Origin of the sequence: Kamptonema formosum PCC 6407 (assembly GCF_000332155.1) — a bacterium.
Classification (GTDB): domain Bacteria; phylum Cyanobacteriota; class Cyanobacteriia; order Cyanobacteriales; family Microcoleaceae; genus Kamptonema; species Kamptonema formosum.
Genome location: NZ_KB235904.1, coordinates 2,361,482 through 2,375,104, shown reverse-complemented (window position 1 = coordinate 2,375,104; position 13,623 = coordinate 2,361,482). Strand labels below are relative to the sequence as shown.

Sequence of the window (13,623 nt, the reverse complement as noted above, 5' to 3'; positions counted from 1 at the left end):
GCTATGAAAACTCTAAGGTGAGTTCTGCATAAATTTTTTCTCAATAGCTGCATTTTCTATCTGGTTACGAAATATATCAAGCATTCCTATAACTTCTATATGTAACTCTATATATTCATCCTTATCAAACACTGCATACTCGCCGTGTGCAATTTCGTTCCTTGTCTTTAAAAGCTTAGTATCGATTAACACGGACTTAGTAGAGTATACTGAAAAGTCTATTCCGAGAATATCAGTTATTTCTTTTAAAATTTCAGAAGATAAATTAGATGCAGTAGATATTGCATCTTTAGGCAGGAGACATCTTTTATCTAATTCGGAAAGAAAGAAGTCACAAACAGGAATATACAATGATGGCTTATTTGTCTCTTTTGCCTCTTTAAGTTTTTCTTTCATGACCAAAGCTAAAAAATTACTAGAAAGCTCTTTATAGGTAAGCCTTTTGAACTTAACATATTCTAAATAAGAGTTGCCTGCTAACTTAACAAAACCTTCCCAATGAGCATAGAGAATACATACTCCACTCCGAAGTAATGCTTTATGTCTTTGGTCAGAAAAACTTTTTGTCTCTACTAAAGATTTAATTTCTGAAAATTCTTTCTTTCGCCAAGCAAGATCGGTAGACAGCTTATCACTTAATTGTTCAGCAGTTCGGATGCTCATAAAGGGGAAAATTCCTCTCTACCAAGCTTAATAAGATGGGGTAAACGTCTTGCAGCATTTACCCCTGCTCCCGACCATTTTTGATAAGTCGGAGCTGACCAAATACTTTTTATACGCTCAGATATTTTGTCTGTTGGAAGTGGATTTTGATAGTTATATCCAATTCCCAGTGCTACTACTTCATAAGCAGACAATAGAAAGCCTCCAAGAAATCTGTTACCTTCCGATTTATATCGCTTGAAGCTATTATCTCCCATAGCTTGATTAAGAATATTGAAGGTGACATCGAATGCTTTCTTTATATGGCTGTAATTCAAATTTGTGTTAAGTGCCATTTCACGCATTCTAGCAGTTAGGAACTCGCTCACATCACCACCCAACTTTTGAAGACTTGCATCATCTTGATCGAATAGAAGAATAAAACGCAATACTAATTCCATATCGTACTGTTCTTCATAAAGTCTATCACTCAAAGCAATACAGCTTTTAAATGACTCACGATCTGCAAGTGAACGCATCAAATCATATAAATCTTTATTTAACATTAAAAGAATGCAATTTCTGACTTCTTGTGGTGTTGCAATTGATCCTCCTGTATTTAGCCGCTGAAATAGCTCATATTTAATCATTTCATCACTTTCTTTTTCAACAATATTAACAGCTATTTTTGCTCGCTTTATCAATAAACGTTGTGTCTGAGTTAGAGAGTTATCTTTATCGTCTGGGTCGTCCCACTTTTTACCTTTTAAGGAAGGTAAGTAGGTGGTTTCTTGTAAAGTGAAAAAAGATGTATCTTGGTCTTGACGCTCGGGTTTCAAAAGACCTACAAATTCATAGATAGTTGAAAGTCTCTGTAAACCATCGATCACATCCCAAATACCATCATCTCTTTGACTCACAAAAATTGGTGGAATCGGTATGCCTAAAAGAATTGATTCTATAAAAGTTGATTTTTGATGGTCTGACCAGCGAAAAAATCTTTGAAACTCAGGATGAATGTCAATCTCTTTGTTTTCATAAAGACTGATCCACTCGCCAATAGACATTGAGTATCGATCTGTCCGAATTTCTTGCCTTGTTTTGTCAATTTCTTCTTGTAAAGGCATGGCTTAAGAAGTCCTAAGTATTATTTTGTATAGCTATTCTTGCAGAACAGCAGTATTAAAATATAATATCACTAAAATAGTTGATATTTTTAGTAAGTTCAATACTTCCGCACTCTCACAAAGTTCTCAACCTAAAACTGAGCGCGAATTGTAAACGAATAATCGCCCCCAGGTTCCAATTGATAATCCCATTTTTCCAGAAAACGATTTAACGGTTCCTGAATTAAAGCGCGACCTTGAGAAGGCTCAATTACCAAAGTCTTCTCCTCTCGAAATCGCCATTGAAACTGCCACTCAAAAGCACCAGCGCTCACCTCGCCTTCAATAGTGCCTTGTTGCCAAGACTGGCGAGTGACGCGGACATAAGCAGTCGTTTTAGGTAATCTAGAACTCACCCTATTGTTTCTGCAACCGTGCGACTATTATAAAGACTCATCGCTTTTTCTACCCCCTGCTTTTGACTCAGTTCTACTGCTTCTACTACCAGTTTAAGCACCTTATCCATTAACTGGCTCTCCTCTAGAGAAAATTTGCCTAAAACATGAGAAATAGTTTCTTTATCATTGCTAGAGGATTGGGGTTTACCAATGCCAATTCGCAAGCGTGGGAATTTGTCAGTACCGAGATGTGCGATCGCAGACTTCATACCATTATGACCCCCCGCAGAACCAGATAGCCGCAGCCGCAACCTTCCCACAGGCAAATCCATATCATCGTAAACCGCAAGCACCGACTCTGGCGGTAGCTTGTACCAATCTATCGCCGCACGAATTGCCTGACCAGACAAATTCATGTAAGTCAGTGGTTTCAGCAACCGAATTTTCTCCCTTTGCGGCCCCATACCCTCGCCAAACTCCGCCTGAAACTTGCGATTCTCCGAAAGCGATATTTGCCAAGAATTCGCCAAAGCATCAACGGCGGCAAAACCGATATTATGCCGGGTGCGGTTATATTTTGGTTCTGGATTCCCCAGGCCAACTATCAACTGGGGAATTACCAAAACCTTCGGCGGTGTAGCCTCGTTCATGATCTTGAGTGCTTAACTGCCAGTAATGTCATCTTTAGGGGTTGCGATCGCTTTTTCAGCTTCAGGCTTCGTAATAGCTACCGCCTCCTCTAGCTGCTGTGCTTCTCGCTTAAACTCGGATTCAAAATCTCGCGAAGCGTCCTGAAATCCGCGAAGGGCTTTTCCCATACTACGACCGATTTCTGGCAACTTCTTCGGGCCGAATATCAACAGGGCTACTACCAAAATTACGCCCATCTCCGGTAGACCAATGCCAAAAATATTCACTTTCTATCTCCTGCGATGTCGTTCTACGTCTTTAAACTGGGGGAAAGCAGAGGGGGGAGATGGGAAAGATAAGAGAGAGGAGGGAGATCGGGTAGCTAAATTTTCCCCATCTTCCCCATCCTCCTCATCTTCCCCATCCTCACTCATCTTAACTTCCTAGACTTGACCAATCGACATTTAGATTCTCAAGGATCAGTGAGGAGTTGTAGATTTGGAGAATAATTAGCAAAAAGACGAAAAACAGCCCCATAAACACTGACATCAGTAGGGTTGTGCCCCAACCAGGAGCCACCTTACCATACTCAGAATTTAGGGGTTTGAGTATATCTCCCAACAAAGTGCGTTGTGCCATAAGTCACCTGTGATGAATCTCTACAGAAATATTTAATGTTTTGTAATATTATAGGGGGATAGCACTCATAATTTTTTTTATCTTATGGAACCTGCAACAGTTCTTAGCATTTCTCTGGGCTTATGCCTTGTAGCTATAGCTGGCTTCTCAATCTACACTTCTTTTGGCCCACCTTCTAAAGAATTGAGAGATCCCTTTGAAGAACACGAAGATTAAAGCGCGATCGCATCGGCTCCAGAGCGACCCGGACTAAAAGCCATTTACTGTCTAGGCTATTTTGTCCAGACATGAGGTTTGGCTCCGGGCGCGATTTTAGCTGCACTTCGGCTAAGCTCAGCGATCGCCGCCAGTGTTAAAATCGAAAACTAGGAAAGAATATTGAATTTTTTGAGATTAAACATTTTTAGAGTTTTAGCGATCGCATAATGGGCAACACTTTCGGACATCTATTTCGGATTACAACTTTTGGCGAATCTCACGGCGGCGGTGTGGGGGTCGTAATTGACGGTTGCCCGCCCCGACTGGAAATTAGCGCCGCTGAGATTCAATTTGAACTCGATCGCCGTCGCCCCGGTCAGAGTAAAATTACCACGCCCCGGAAAGAAGCCGATACCTGCGAGATTTTATCTGGGGTATTTGAAGGCAAAACTTTAGGAACGCCGATCGCCATCTTAGTGCGGAACCAAGACACCCGCTCCCAAGATTATGATGAAATGGCGACAAAATACCGCCCATCCCATGCGGATGCGACCTATGACGCTAAATATGGTATCAGAAATTGGCAGGGCGGCGGACGGTCTTCAGCGAGAGAAACCATCGGGCGAGTAGCAGCAGGTGCGATCGCCAAAAAAATCCTCAAACAATTTGCAGGCGTAGAAATCATCGGCTACGTCAAACGCATTAAAGACATAGAAAGCTTAGTTGACCCCAATACCGTCACCCTAGAACAAGTAGAAAGCAATATCGTCCGCACTCCCGATACAGAATGTGCCGAACGGATGATAGAACTAATAGAAAAAGTACGCCATAATGGGGATTCAATCGGCGGCGTTGTCGAATGTGCCGCTAGGAACGTCCCCAAAGGTCTAGGGATGCCCGTATTCGATAAACTAGAAGCAGACCTAGCCAAAGCAGTCATGTCTTTGCCAGCCAGCAAAGGCTTTGAAATCGGCTCCGGTTTTGCAGGAACACTCCTGACAGGCAGCGAGCATAACGATGAATACTATACTGATAAACAGGGTGCCATCCGCACAGCAACTAATCGCTCCGGCGGAATTCAGGGTGGGATTAGCAACGGTGAAAATATTATATTGCGAGTAGCATTTAAACCAACTGCTACAATTCGTCAAGAACAGCGTACAGTCACCAGCAGCGGTGAAGAAACCTTGCTGGCGGCAAAAGGAAGACACGACCCTTGCGTTTTGCCAAGAGCCGTGCCTATGGTAGAAGCAATGGTTGCTTTAGTGTTGTGCGACCATCTCCTGCGCCATCATGGACAATGTGGAACCTTGAAGCCTGAAGTTTAAAATGGAAATCAGCCCTTCCTCAGTCGCGGCAAATCCCCTGGATTGCCCTCACCCGTCCGAACCAATTGAAAGGATAGACGATTTTGTTGTCCAGTTCTGGGGTGTCCGAGGTAGTATTCCCACCCCTGGAAAAGATACCGTCCGTTACGGTGGCAATACCTCTTGTCTAGAAATGCGAGTAGGAGGAAAACGCCTCATATTTGACGGTGGTACTGGCTTGCGAATGCTGGGAGAACAGTTGCAGCAAGAAATGCCAGTAGAAGCTTATATGTTTTTTACTCACTATCACTGGGATCATATCCAAGGATTTCCTCTATTTGCTCCAGCTTTTATTCCCGGCAATTGCTTTCACATTTACGGATCGATTCCCCCTGATAGCGAGTCGATGAAAAGGCATTTTATTGAACGAGTTTTGCACCCAAATTCGCCAGTGCCTTTACAGGGAATACAGGCTGATTTAAGATTCTACGAACTTAAGCGTCACGAGACAATGATGCTCGACGATATTGAAATTAGAACGGGTAGCCTCAACCACCCAAATACTGCAATGGGATATAGGATTACCTGGCGGGGGAAATCAGTTGTTTATTGTTCGGATACTGAACATTTCCCAGACCGTTTAGATGAAAATGTGTATGAGTTAGCCCTTGATGCTGATGTGCTAATTTATGATGCGATGTACACCGATGAAGAGTATCATAATCCTAAATCTCCCAAGGTGGGTTGGGGTCACTCAACTTGGCAGGAAGCAGTAAAAATGGCTCAGGCGGCGGGGGTAAAACGAGTGGTGATTTTTCATCACGATCCTGCTCACAGCGATGATGTTTTGGACAAAATAGGTGAGGAAGTCCAGCACGTTTTCCCGAAGGCTGTTATGGCTCGTGAAGGACTAATTTTGCCGATAGGTTTATAAAGTTTAATTGTTAATGGCTAATGGCTAATTGCAGTGGGTAATTAGCCATTAGTTATTAGTAAAAAATATCTAATTTTTACTCTATTCCAAATTATAGCAACCGCTAAGGCGGTTAGGACGTTATGATTTCCTGCCACCATAGATTCTATTCCCTTCTTCCCTAGCCCCTAGCTATATTCTATGAAAGCCTACGAATTTCGAGCAAAAGTTACAGCAGAAGGGAAAATCGAATTCCCCGATAATATTTTAAAACACTTGCCAAATAACAAAGAAGTGAGGATTATAGTTTTAGTAAATGAATCGATAGATATAGAAGAAAATGAAATAGAGGAAAACGCTGCTTGGCATCGCCTTGCAGCCGAACAACTCTTAGCTGGATATAGTGAGGAAGATGCTATTTACGACAATATTTGAACTATGACAACTAAATCAATTTATTTAACAACTTTAAATCAATACAAAAGTATTGCCTTAATAACGTTTGCGACAATTATGACGGCTTCTAGCATAACTGCTTACAGCCTAGCGCCGCCGCCTGGATATACTGCTAAAGGCACTCTAATTGTTAACACTCCACCTGTAAAATTTTCTACTATTGGCGGTGCAATTCTCAAGCAAGGTGAGAAACTAACTACCGATGATTTGCTAGCGGATAATGTAGTCAAAGCAGTAGCAGATGCAGCCAAAATTGATCCGCAGCAAGTCCGCAAAAATGCTAGCGTCAAAGTTTCTGAACCGGAAAAACCCTTAGAGATTGCAGTTGAATATCGAGCCGGAGATCGCCAACAAACACTTACAACAGCAGATGTACTGATGAAGGCGATAGTTGAAAAAAGCCGCCTGATTAATTTAGATAAATGGCAACTAATTAATCAATCGATTAATCAGCGTTTAGAAGAAGTAACGAAAGAACTCAAACAAGCCGAACAAAACCTCGACCAATTTTATCAAGATGATGAACGAGAGCGATCGCGTCTCGAAGAACAAGTCAAACTTCAGGAAGGAATTTATGATAAAACCCAGAGTGCTTTAGCAGATGCAAAAGCAGCAGAGAAAGAAATAAGCAGTAGTTTAGCATTCTCTCAAGCTCCCCAAATTATCGCTTATCCAGGTTCTAATCCTATTGTTCTTATTATTTTGGGAAGTGGTTTATTTGTTGGTTTAGCAGTCAGTTTAGGTTTAATTCCGTTATTTGCTACTGGGAGACAGAAAGCGGTTTACAGAAAACAAGAGCAAGATCGCTTGCAAGCAACTTTATATCGGCTGATCCAAGAAGGTAGCGGAGAAATAACTCTTGTTCGTTTTGCGATGGAAACAAAGCTATCCGCTGAGGAAGCTCAGCAATATTTGAATCAACAAGCTGAAGCTTTCAATGCTACTTGTGAAGTTAAAAAAGAAGGCAGTATTTCATATCACTTTAAATACTGATTTCGGACTTATGCAAAACTATCCGTAACGCCGCCAACAGGTGCGGTAAAGTCACCACGCCTGTTGGCATTGTTACGCGATCGCTGTGTAAGTTCTATGATTATTAACTGACCTCAATTAGCTATTAGCTATTAGTTAAAAGTCAATTTTACATCTCTTTAACAATTACTAGAGTAAGAAGGATGGTAACTATAAATGCAATTACTAATCCAATTTCTCCAAACATTAAATTCAAGATTATTGCCCAAAAAATAAATTCTATTATTAACAGTAATAAGATGGTAAAAACTTTACTGACTATCTTTTTTAGATGTTCATAGCGATTTCTACTATTTTGTTTCTTAACTCTTTTAGCGTCAGCTTTTATTAGCGCATTTAGAGTCTTTCGATCGTAAGTTTTTCCTATACTAGAAGGAGTAAAATTTCCTCTAGAAAAGCTTGAATCTAAGATCAGGGGTTTCATGACTTGATGATAGCAAGCGGCATGAAAATATTTAGTAGAATGCGTGTTGTGAGTCTCATGTTTAACTGCTTCCGATTGTTTGAGAGTTTCAAAACAACCTAGACATACCACCCCACGAGGATATTCTGTATGGCAATGGGGACATTCTTCAGCGTCGGAACTTAATTGAGCACCGCATTCCATACATTGCAATAATTCAGGCATAACCTTTTCTCCGGTTTATAACATAAGGGTTCTAACCCCTCGTACCTTGTTAATACCCCTGAAGGGTAGTACCCCACATTTATAACTCTTTATCACAAAATTGTCATTAAAACTTGGGTTGTATAGAAATCTTGGTACTTCGATCGCAAATTTCTTAGGACTTACGCAGGTCGTCACAGAAACCGGGTTTTTGAGAGCATCTGTGGGTAAAAACGAAGTATTTTCGTCAAAAAACCCGGTTTCTTTGGTTGGCTGCGTAAGTCCTGTTTCTAATACCCTTATCGGTTGAGGTTGTGACGATGGGGTGCTATATAGCTAGGGACAGGGTTTTAAATACTAAAAGGCGATCGCTTTCCCTTTATCTGAAAGCGATCGCCTAAACGTAACCTGATTAAATCATCTGAAGAATGTCGCTCATAACAACCAACGGAATAGTCGAAGGAATCAACAACAAATTAAAGTTGTTAAAACGCTGTGGTTTTGGATTTAAAAACTTTCAAAACTTTCAAGTCAGAGCTTTACTTTTTTGGCATTCACCTAATATTTTAGCACAGTAAGTACGGAAGACCCATATTTTTTTGATTTACTAAAGTATTGGTAATTTGTTCAATGCCGCTCAAATTTTCATTTATAATAAAAGTTTGAGCGGCATCGTTGTTGTAAATTAGGCTTTGATAATCTTGTACGGAGGAGTCAACGAAAATGATTTCTTGGTTCATGATAAATGCCCTGACAATTTTGGACTGCTTTTAGATATCAATACTCGTAACTCGTCAAAGTCAACAATCTATGTTTCTTTTGATGTGGCGACAATAATGCACATGGATTTAGGAAGTTTTATGATATGAGTTAATTGCATTAAAATATTAGCTCTTAAGTAAAATGAAGTGTCTAATGGTAAATCAGCTTAAATAGTTAACAATTAACGCGATCGCCACCCCCTAACAGCCAAAACCCGTAGCGCCCACAATCCAAAATAAACAATAAACTATTCCCATACAGCCGAATCTGCTATAACTTGTCAATAGCAGTGCATAGGCGTAGCCAGCATTCGACTGAGCGCAGAGCCGAAGTCCGCAGGCATAGCCCCTAACGGTACAATTATTTCAGTCCATGCCAAAGCCTCAAAACCAGACTTGGGAATGCGTGCGAACCCTCACGGGGCACACACAAGGAATTAGGGCGATCGCCATCAGCCCCGACGGAAACACCCTAGCCAGCAGCAGTAACGACAAAACCGTTAAACTATGGGATCTGAAAACCGGGCAAGAGAGCACCCTTAACCCCGAACCAGACTTAGTTTTTTCCTTTTACCCCCTCGCCTTCAGCCCAGATAGCCAAACTCTCGCCAGTGGCAGCGACGAACTGATCGACTTATGGGATGTTGCCAGCAATCAAAAACTAGACATCAAAAGCGGTTTCTCCGTGCCAGTTTGTTCCATTACTTTAAGTCCCGACGGCGAGATCCTCGTTGCTGGCAGTTCTGATGGCACAATTGGACTCTGGGATTTAACCAACTGCAAACCCTTCACCACCCTCAACGCCCATTCCTACCCAGTTTGGTCTGTTGCCTTCAGTCCCGACGGCAAAACCCTAGCCAGTGGTAGCGGCGATGGCACTATTGGTCTGTGGGATGTAAGTACCAACAAACCCTTGGCTACCTTATTAGGTCATTCTTATCCAGTTTGGTCTGTTGCTTTCAGCCCCGACGGTACGCTTCTGGCTAGCAGTAGTGGCGATAAAACTATAAAAATTTGGCAGCTAAGTATGGGTAGAGATTTTGCTGCCCTGATCGGTCATTCAGATTCTGTTGAATCTCTAGCTTTTAGCCCTCAAGGTGATACTTTAGTTAGCGGGAGTATAGATGGAACTGTGATGCTATGGCAATTAAGTAAAGATTTAGAAGTAGGAGTAAAAATATCTCCGGATCGCACTCTCACAGACCATTCAAACTCAGTTCGCTCTGTAGCCTTTAGTCCTGATGGGAACACGATCGCTAGTGGCAGTAATGACGCTACAATTAAAATTTGGCAAAAACTCTAGAAGAAAAAAGAAGGAAGAGGATCGAATAAGAGATTATCAACTATGTCTATTAATACTGATTTAATGGTTCCAGTTACATCCCCAACCCAAAACTTATATGACTTCGCAATTATTGGCGGTGGAATTGTCGGACTTTCTACGGCAATGGCTTTAAGTCGCACTTACCCCGATCGCCGGATTTTAGTTTTAGAAAAAGAGTCCAACTGGGCACCTCATCAAACAGGACACAACAGCGGAGTAATTCACTCTGGAATTTACTACAAACCAGGGAGCCTAAAAGCAAAATTCAGCCGCGATGGTAATACATCTTTAGTAGAATTCTGTCAAGAGCATGGGATTGATTACGAAATTTGTGGGAAAATAATTGTCGCTACAGAACCGCAAGAACTACCATTATTAGAAAACCTCTATCAACGCGGTTTAGAAAATGGATTAAAGGTTGAAAAAATCTCTAACGAACAAGTAAAGGAAATTGAACCCCACGTAAGTTGTTTAGCCGCCATTCGCGTTCCAAGTACAGGAATTATCAACTACAAGCAAGTTTCCCAAAAATATGCTGAGTTAGTTGAATCAAGAGGAGGCGAACTGCATCTCAATACCAAAGTTGAGAAGATTATTACTAGCAACAACACTCACATCCTCGAAACTAATCAAGGTGCTTTCCAGACAAAATTTATAGTAAATTGTGCGGGACTTCAAAGCGATCGCGTTGCCAAACTCGGTCAAGTTAATCCCCAAATTCAGATTGTACCTTTTCGGGGAGAATACTACGAACTAATACCAGAGAAACGTTATCTTGTCAAGCACTTAATTTATCCAGTTCCTAATCCTAATTTTCCCTTTTTAGGAGTTCATTTTACCCGGATGATTGACGGGACTATTCACGCCGGCCCGAATGCTGTGCTGAGTTTGAAACGAGAAGGCTACCGAAAAACTGATATTGACTGGCGCGATGCAGCGGAGGTTTTTACTTATCCTGGCTTCTGGAAATTGGCAGCAAAATATGCAGGAGTTGGGATTGAAGAGGTAATTCGCTCTTTTAGCAAAGCTGCTTTTGTCAGGAGTTTACAAAGGTTAATTCCTGAAGTACAAGCTCAAGATTTAGTCCCCACCCATGCAGGTGTCCGCGCTCAAGCTTTAACAAATGATGGTAAATTAGTGGATGATTTTTTATTAGTTAAAGGACAAAATGCGATTCATGTTTGTAATGCACCTTCGCCGGCTGCTACTGCTTCCCTAGCAATTGGAGAAGCGATAGCTGCTCAAATTACTGAACAATTGGTAATTGGTAATTGGTAATTGGTAATTGGTAATTGGGATACACAGATTTTACAGATTCCTCTGATTTCACAGAGTAAACGATCGTGACTCTAACTAATCCGTGTCATCCGTGTAATCGGTAAAATCCGCGAGCGTAATTGGTAATTGGTAATCGCTAATTACCCATCTCCCCCATCTCCCCCATCTCCCCCATCTCCCCTGCTCCCCTGCTCCCCCGCTCCCCTGCTCCCCCGCTCCCCCGCTCCCCTGCTCCCCTGCTCCCCATCTCCCTCTTCCCTCAGCTACAAAAGACAATCGGAACTCAAAAATTCTAAATAACTGTTACTCAATTCTTTCACCGCCAACTCATAGAACTTTTGGCCATGTTCAGGTGTCGCCAAAGCGGGATCGGAACCCATGCGACCATCAGGATAGCGGCGGCGAAAGTCAGTTGCGCCGTAAATTTTGTGTCCAGAAGGAACATTTTCTGATAGCGGTGCTTGCTTAATTGCCTCTGGATAGAGATACTGAGTTAACGCCACTTCACTAGGTGTGGCATGGGAACCTTCGCGATCGCCATACAATTCCTTTGCTAACTTGTAAACAGAACTGCACATAAACCAATTGCCTACGGAACACTGCACTAAATCAGCATTCTTAATGTTCAAATCTGACAAATGAGCGTAAGTTTCAGAGAAAGCAGCCTTCATCGTCGCAATATTGCCACCGTGACCGTTAATAAAGAAAAACTTAGTAAAACCAGATTTTGCCAAACAAGTGATATAATCACGGATCACGAGCATCAGAGTGCTGGGTCGCAAACTAACCGAACCAGGGAAATCTGTATGGTGTAGGGCCATCCCGACATTAATTGTCGGCCCCACCATTGCTTTCACCTGTTCGCCAACACCCTTAGCGATCGCCTCCGCGCAAATCGCATCAGTTCCAATCAACCCCGTAGGCCCGTGCTGTTCCGTCGAACCAATCGGCAGAATCATACCCTGAGATTGCCCTAAATAGGTTTCCACTTCCGGCCATGTACTTAAATGCAGCAACATTATAAAAATTAAAGAAATCTTAATGTACAAACTTCATCTTAACGACCAATACCGCTTGTGAACTTACTACTTTACATCAAGCTCAACTTTAGAGTTTTACGTATTTTTACCAGTGGTATTACTTAACGTTAATAATTTAACCATTATATAACCAAATCTTTACCTCTTAATAATCTTTTACCTGTACTATTAAAGACATCCCCCTATTAATTCAGTACAACCTGGTTAACTCTTAAGTGGGTGATGTTTAATATAATCAACGCCAACCCCTAGAAACAACCAGGCATCAGATGCCTGTACACAGCCAGACAGCGCTGCTACTGCAACTGCTCAACACCTGAATTCGTTTTGTAAGGCTAGCGTTCCCATGCCTACCCTGTATAAGCAACTCAATCAAGTTGAGCGCCTGTTTGTTGGATGGAATGGCAGAGAACTGAAAGCAAGCGGTTCTGCGATCGCTTAAAGGCGATCGCTGTACTAAGAGCGCCTAAGCTACTGAAGAAGGCGGCTCCCAACAGCCACAAACAAACATAACTCTACCAATATTTATGTCTTCTGCTGAATTAAGCGAAAGTCCTTCAAGACCAGCTACAAAACAAACTGGTCGCATACTATTACTAGAAGGTGAAGAGCTGCTTAGGGAAATGCTGGCTTTAGCTTTAGAAGAGCAGGGCTACGACGTGCTTGTTACTAATGACGGGCGCAACGCACTTCCATCGGTGCAAAGTTCTTCTTTTCACCATCATGACGAATTTCCATTCAACCTGTTAATTATGGATTCAATTAACGGTTTGGATCTGTGTCGAATGTTACGACATCAAGGAAATCCAGTACCAATTTTAATCGTTGGTGCCAGAGGGAGTGCTAACAACTGCGCCTTTTACTTAGAAGCAGGAGCTGATGACTACTTAACAAAACCTTTTGGGATACGAGAATTTGTTGCCCGCTGTCGCGCCTTGATGCGTCGCCAGCGTTTAGGTCAACTACCCCATCCTGTAATGCTCCAATATAAGAGCATAACTCTTTATCCTGAAGAGTGCCGAGTCATTGTTCGCGGCGAAGAAGTGAAATTTTCTCCCAAACAGTTTCGGTTACTGGAACTATTTATGAGTTACCCTCGGCGAGTTTGGTCTCGCGATCAGTTGCTCGAACACATTTGGGGTCACGATTTTATTGGAGACAGCAAAACTGTTGACGTTCACATTCGCTGGCTGCGTGAGAAATTGGAAATAGAACCTAGCAAGCCAGAGTATATTATCACCGTGCGAGGATTCGGCTATAGATTTGGTTGAAGTAATCATAAGAGTAGTTCT

At 42.0% G+C, this 13,623-nt stretch carries 19 protein-coding genes and 1 pseudogene; 10 read left to right on the top strand and 10 right to left on the bottom strand.

The genetic code is table 11. The annotated features are described in order from the left end of the window. Positions 1 to 12: 12 nt before the first annotated feature. The 5 genes from OSCIL6407_RS0127480 to OSCIL6407_RS0127460 form a co-directional block, all read right to left on the bottom strand. A complete protein-coding gene (locus OSCIL6407_RS0127480) occupies positions 13 to 663 on the bottom strand; it encodes an MAE_28990/MAE_18760 family HEPN-like nuclease (protein ID WP_007354010.1) in 651 nt (216 codons plus the stop codon). Then, the gene (locus tag OSCIL6407_RS0127475; protein WP_007354009.1) at positions 660 to 1,769 is read right to left on the bottom strand and encodes a DUF262 domain-containing protein; all 1,110 of its coding nucleotides are present in this window, start codon (positions 1,767 to 1,769) and stop codon (positions 660 to 662) included. Before OSCIL6407_RS0127475 ends, OSCIL6407_RS0127480 begins: the two co-directional genes overlap by 4 nt. Positions 1,770 to 1,900: 131 nt before the next feature. After that, positions 1,901 to 2,164, bottom strand: coding sequence for a DUF3146 family protein (locus OSCIL6407_RS0127470; RefSeq protein ID WP_007354008.1), 264 nt, complete (start codon positions 2,162 to 2,164; stop codon positions 1,901 to 1,903). After that, entirely contained in the window at positions 2,161 to 2,796 is a 636-nt protein-coding gene (gene pth / locus OSCIL6407_RS0127465) for an aminoacyl-tRNA hydrolase (protein ID WP_007354007.1), read from the bottom strand. The genes OSCIL6407_RS0127470 and pth overlap by 4 nt, the downstream gene beginning before the upstream one ends. A 12-nt stretch (positions 2,797 to 2,808) precedes the next feature. Then, entirely contained in the window at positions 2,809 to 3,063 is a 255-nt protein-coding gene (locus OSCIL6407_RS0127460) for a TatA/E family twin arginine-targeting protein translocase (RefSeq protein WP_007354006.1), read from the bottom strand. Between OSCIL6407_RS0127460 and OSCIL6407_RS35680 the strand changes: the two genes are divergently transcribed. Next, positions 3,047 to 3,223 (top strand): hypothetical protein, encoded by a 177-nt coding sequence (locus OSCIL6407_RS35680; RefSeq protein ID WP_007354005.1) that lies wholly within the window; start codon positions 3,047 to 3,049, stop codon positions 3,221 to 3,223. The two genes, OSCIL6407_RS0127460 and OSCIL6407_RS35680, sit on opposite strands and share 17 nt — an antisense overlap. Here OSCIL6407_RS35680 and psbH read toward each other — a convergent pair. Then, entirely contained in the window at positions 3,212 to 3,415 is a 204-nt protein-coding gene (psbH, locus tag OSCIL6407_RS0127450; protein WP_007354004.1) for a photosystem II reaction center phosphoprotein PsbH, read from the bottom strand. The genes OSCIL6407_RS35680 and psbH overlap by 12 nt on opposite strands. A gap of 84 nt (positions 3,416 to 3,499) precedes the next feature. Here psbH and psbN point away from each other — a divergent pair, with 84 nt between their 5' ends. The 5 genes from psbN (at position 3,500) to OSCIL6407_RS0127430 (ending at position 7,282) form a co-directional block, all read left to right on the top strand. Further along, positions 3,500 to 3,631, top strand: a complete 132-nt coding sequence (psbN, locus tag OSCIL6407_RS31320; RefSeq protein ID WP_039961802.1) for a photosystem II reaction center protein PsbN — start codon at positions 3,500 to 3,502, stop codon at positions 3,629 to 3,631. A gap of 209 nt (positions 3,632 to 3,840) precedes the next feature. Continuing rightward, positions 3,841 to 4,941 (top strand): chorismate synthase, encoded by a 1,101-nt coding sequence (gene aroC, locus OSCIL6407_RS0127445; RefSeq protein ID WP_007354003.1) that lies wholly within the window; start codon positions 3,841 to 3,843, stop codon positions 4,939 to 4,941. A 1-nt stretch (position 4,942) separates the two neighbouring features. Continuing rightward, entirely contained in the window at positions 4,943 to 5,854 is a 912-nt protein-coding gene (locus tag OSCIL6407_RS0127440) for an MBL fold metallo-hydrolase (protein ID WP_007354002.1), read from the top strand. Between the two features lie 180 nt (positions 5,855 to 6,034). Further along, positions 6,035 to 6,268 (top strand): hypothetical protein, encoded by a 234-nt coding sequence (locus tag OSCIL6407_RS0127435; protein ID WP_007354001.1) that lies wholly within the window; start codon positions 6,035 to 6,037, stop codon positions 6,266 to 6,268. 3 nt (positions 6,269 to 6,271) lie between these two features. Next, entirely contained in the window at positions 6,272 to 7,282 is a 1,011-nt protein-coding gene (locus OSCIL6407_RS0127430) for a GumC domain-containing protein (RefSeq protein ID WP_019487921.1), read from the top strand. Positions 7,283 to 7,430: 148 nt separating this feature from the next. Here OSCIL6407_RS0127430 and OSCIL6407_RS36410 read toward each other — a convergent pair whose 3' ends face one another. Then, positions 7,431 to 7,949: a hypothetical protein gene (locus OSCIL6407_RS36410; RefSeq protein ID WP_007353999.1), complete on the bottom strand. Its 519-nt coding sequence runs from the start codon at positions 7,947 to 7,949 to the stop codon at positions 7,431 to 7,433. Positions 7,950 to 8,368: 419 nt separating this feature from the next. Here OSCIL6407_RS36410 and OSCIL6407_RS33050 point away from each other — a divergent pair. Next, positions 8,369 to 8,506, top strand: a pseudogene (locus OSCIL6407_RS33050) (transposase); the annotation flags it as partial. On the opposite strand, the gene OSCIL6407_RS33045 reads toward OSCIL6407_RS33050, so the two are convergent. After that, positions 8,495 to 8,668 (bottom strand): DUF4347 domain-containing protein, encoded by a 174-nt coding sequence (locus OSCIL6407_RS33045; protein WP_007353998.1) that lies wholly within the window; start codon positions 8,666 to 8,668, stop codon positions 8,495 to 8,497. The pseudogene OSCIL6407_RS33050 and the gene OSCIL6407_RS33045 overlap by 12 nt on opposite strands. Positions 8,669 to 9,062: 394 nt before the next feature. Here OSCIL6407_RS33045 and OSCIL6407_RS0127415 point away from each other — a divergent pair, with 394 nt between their 5' ends. Then, entirely contained in the window at positions 9,063 to 9,992 is a 930-nt protein-coding gene (locus tag OSCIL6407_RS0127415; protein WP_007353997.1) for a WD40 repeat domain-containing protein, read from the top strand. 42 nt (positions 9,993 to 10,034) lie between these two features. Continuing rightward, positions 10,035 to 11,291, top strand: coding sequence for an L-2-hydroxyglutarate oxidase (lhgO, locus tag OSCIL6407_RS0127410; protein ID WP_019487919.1), 1,257 nt, complete (start codon positions 10,035 to 10,037; stop codon positions 11,289 to 11,291). A gap of 75 nt (positions 11,292 to 11,366) precedes the next feature. Here the strand turns inward: lhgO and OSCIL6407_RS37375 are convergent, their stop codons facing one another. Both OSCIL6407_RS37375 and OSCIL6407_RS0127400 read right to left on the bottom strand, forming a co-directional pair. Then, a complete protein-coding gene (locus tag OSCIL6407_RS37375) occupies positions 11,367 to 11,567 on the bottom strand; it encodes a hypothetical protein (protein ID WP_019487918.1) in 201 nt (66 codons plus the stop codon). After that, positions 11,555 to 12,310: a creatininase family protein gene (locus OSCIL6407_RS0127400; protein ID WP_007357543.1), complete on the bottom strand. Its 756-nt coding sequence runs from the start codon at positions 12,308 to 12,310 to the stop codon at positions 11,555 to 11,557. Before OSCIL6407_RS0127400 ends, OSCIL6407_RS37375 begins: the two co-directional genes overlap by 13 nt. Positions 12,311 to 12,858: 548 nt before the next feature. On the opposite strand from OSCIL6407_RS0127400, the gene OSCIL6407_RS0127390 reads away from it, so the two are divergent. Beyond that, positions 12,859 to 13,602 (top strand): winged helix-turn-helix domain-containing protein, encoded by a 744-nt coding sequence (locus OSCIL6407_RS0127390; protein ID WP_007357542.1) that lies wholly within the window; start codon positions 12,859 to 12,861, stop codon positions 13,600 to 13,602. Positions 13,603 to 13,623: the final 21 nt, after the last annotated feature.

What these genes read in the sequence shown, in the direction of transcription:
- pth (WP_007354007.1), bottom strand. Translation starts at nt 2,796, where the DNA reads ATGAACGAGGCTACACCGCCGAAGGTTTTGGTAATTCCCCAGTTGATA.
- OSCIL6407_RS0127475 (WP_007354009.1), bottom strand. Translation starts at nt 1,769, where the DNA reads ATGCCTTTACAAGAAGAAATTGACAAAACAAGGCAAGAAATTCGGACA.
- psbN (WP_039961802.1), top strand. Translation starts at nt 3,500, where the DNA reads ATGGAACCTGCAACAGTTCTTAGCATTTCTCTGGGCTTATGCCTTGTA.
- OSCIL6407_RS33045 (WP_007353998.1), bottom strand. Translation starts at nt 8,668, where the DNA reads ATGAACCAAGAAATCATTTTCGTTGACTCCTCCGTACAAGATTATCAA.
- OSCIL6407_RS0127435 (WP_007354001.1), top strand. Translation starts at nt 6,035, where the DNA reads ATGAAAGCCTACGAATTTCGAGCAAAAGTTACAGCAGAAGGGAAAATC.
- OSCIL6407_RS0127480 (WP_007354010.1), bottom strand. Translation starts at nt 663, where the DNA reads ATGAGCATCCGAACTGCTGAACAATTAAGTGATAAGCTGTCTACCGAT.
- OSCIL6407_RS0127440 (WP_007354002.1), top strand. Translation starts at nt 4,943, where the DNA reads ATGGAAATCAGCCCTTCCTCAGTCGCGGCAAATCCCCTGGATTGCCCT.
- OSCIL6407_RS0127400 (WP_007357543.1), bottom strand. Translation starts at nt 12,310, where the DNA reads ATGTTGCTGCATTTAAGTACATGGCCGGAAGTGGAAACCTATTTAGGG.
- OSCIL6407_RS36410 (WP_007353999.1), bottom strand. Translation starts at nt 7,949, where the DNA reads ATGCCTGAATTATTGCAATGTATGGAATGCGGTGCTCAATTAAGTTCC.
- lhgO (WP_019487919.1), top strand. Translation starts at nt 10,035, where the DNA reads ATGTCTATTAATACTGATTTAATGGTTCCAGTTACATCCCCAACCCAA.
- OSCIL6407_RS0127390 (WP_007357542.1), top strand. Translation starts at nt 12,859, where the DNA reads ATGTCTTCTGCTGAATTAAGCGAAAGTCCTTCAAGACCAGCTACAAAA.
- aroC (WP_007354003.1), top strand. Translation starts at nt 3,841, where the DNA reads ATGGGCAACACTTTCGGACATCTATTTCGGATTACAACTTTTGGCGAA.
- OSCIL6407_RS0127415 (WP_007353997.1), top strand. Translation starts at nt 9,063, where the DNA reads ATGCCAAAGCCTCAAAACCAGACTTGGGAATGCGTGCGAACCCTCACG.
- OSCIL6407_RS35680 (WP_007354005.1), top strand. Translation starts at nt 3,047, where the DNA reads ATGCCAAAAATATTCACTTTCTATCTCCTGCGATGTCGTTCTACGTCT.
- psbH (WP_007354004.1), bottom strand. Translation starts at nt 3,415, where the DNA reads ATGGCACAACGCACTTTGTTGGGAGATATACTCAAACCCCTAAATTCT.
- OSCIL6407_RS0127430 (WP_019487921.1), top strand. Translation starts at nt 6,272, where the DNA reads ATGACAACTAAATCAATTTATTTAACAACTTTAAATCAATACAAAAGT.